The organism is Streptomyces sp. NPDC004752, assembly GCF_053601275.1.
The window spans coordinates 1-1,267 of the sequence record NZ_JBSGBN010000307.1; the positions used below are offsets into that span (position 1 = coordinate 1).

General features: G+C 69.1%; 2 protein-coding genes. One reads left to right on the forward strand and one right to left on the reverse strand.

Going from position 1 to position 1,267, the window contains the following annotated elements; all coding sequences use genetic code 11:
* Nucleotides 1–36: 36 nt before the first annotated feature.
* The gene (locus ACWEKM_RS46565) at nucleotides 37–483 is read right to left on the reverse strand and encodes an SRPBCC family protein (RefSeq protein WP_451627372.1); all 447 of its coding nucleotides are present in this window, start codon (nucleotides 481–483) and stop codon (nucleotides 37–39) included.
* Between the two features lie 366 nt (nucleotides 484–849).
* Between ACWEKM_RS46565 and ACWEKM_RS46570 the strand changes: the two genes are divergently transcribed.
* Nucleotides 850–1,128 (forward strand): hypothetical protein, encoded by a 279-nt coding sequence (locus tag ACWEKM_RS46570; protein ID WP_451627373.1) that lies wholly within the window; start codon nucleotides 850–852, stop codon nucleotides 1,126–1,128.
* The last annotated feature ends 139 nt before the right edge of the window (nucleotides 1,129–1,267 follow it).

Genomic DNA, 1,267 nt, shown 5'->3' on the forward strand with positions numbered 1-1,267 from the left:
AACGCACCGAACCATACAGGTCTCGGCGGGTCGCGTTCAAACCGTTCGCAGGTACGCGAGCAGTCCGCGCCGGCCGGCCCGCATCATCAGCCGGTGGTTGACGCGGAAGAACGGCCGCCCGGGGAAGGCCAGTCGCCGCAGCAGCGGCTTGTTGACGTCGACGACCTGGTCGTAGCGGGCGAGGGTGCCGGTGCCGTCGGCGGTGACGGTCCAACGGGCCCAGCCCTCGATGTCCCCGGTCATGGCGATCTCCAGGATGCCGGCGGCCGGATCCCGCCGCACCGCGCGTGCCGTGACCGTCATGTCGTAGGGCAGGGCGGAGCGGATGGTGATGATGCCGGTGGTGTCGTTCAGCCGGTTCACCGCGCGCACCTGGGGCCACCAGCGCGGGTAGTCCTCGGCCCGTTCCAGCGCGTCGTAGACGTCGGCGGTAGGCGCGGGCAGGGGCCACCGGCTGCGGAAGCGGTAGTGGGTCCAGTCCATGGGCGGAGTCTGCCCCCGCTGGTCATCTGAGTACGCGTACTCATGCCGGACGGGGTGATGTGGGCCACACTCCTGGGTACGAGCGCCGCCGCCCGTGCGACGGCGCTCCCCTCGTCCCCTACGCGAGCCTTGCGCCGCCCGGCAGCGCCGGGTTCTCGATCGCGGCGAGGCTGTACCGACTGGTGCGGTTGGTGGGCAGCCGGCCAGTCCCGCTGCCCGGGACCAAGGCGGCGGGGCCGGTCAGCCCCCACACACATTCCACGGCGCGGACTCGGTGCCGCCGCCAGAGGCGTAGAACTCGCTCTCGGGCGCACCGAGCCGCTTCCCGTCCGCCTCGCCGAATTTCGCAACGCCCGCGAGGAAGTGATGCAGGCTCAGATTTCCTCTCCGCGCCCGCGACTTGAGGTCGAGAAGAACACCTCTCTTGTCGCACTTCCGAAGAAATGTGACGGCATTCTGGAAAACGCCCGGGGGATTTCCGCCTCGGCCTTGATCTTCGGGTACTTCTACTCGAAGAACGCGATCGTCCGGTTGATCCTCTTGACCCGTTCCGCGGCGGCCACGACGAGTAACGGATCGTCACCGTCCCATCTCCGGAGCCGCTGCCGCATCCGCTTTCCAGAGCCGCTGCCGCATCCGTCATGAGTCGGTTCGAGCAAGCACTTGCCGAGCGAGGCGGCCGGACAGCGTCCTTCGGGCCGCGCGGGAACTCGCCGGGCAGCCGCCGACGGGACTCCGCCGTGGTCGGAGGCATTCCCTGACTTGGGGTAATGTTCTTCCTGCG

Excerpts from the sequence above, each read along its gene's own strand:
- ACWEKM_RS46570 (WP_451627373.1), top strand. The coding sequence starts at position 850 with ATGCAGGCTCAGATTTCCTCTCCGCGCCCGCGACTTGAGGTCGAGAAG.
- ACWEKM_RS46565 (WP_451627372.1), bottom strand. The coding sequence starts at position 483 with ATGGACTGGACCCACTACCGCTTCCGCAGCCGGTGGCCCCTGCCCGCG.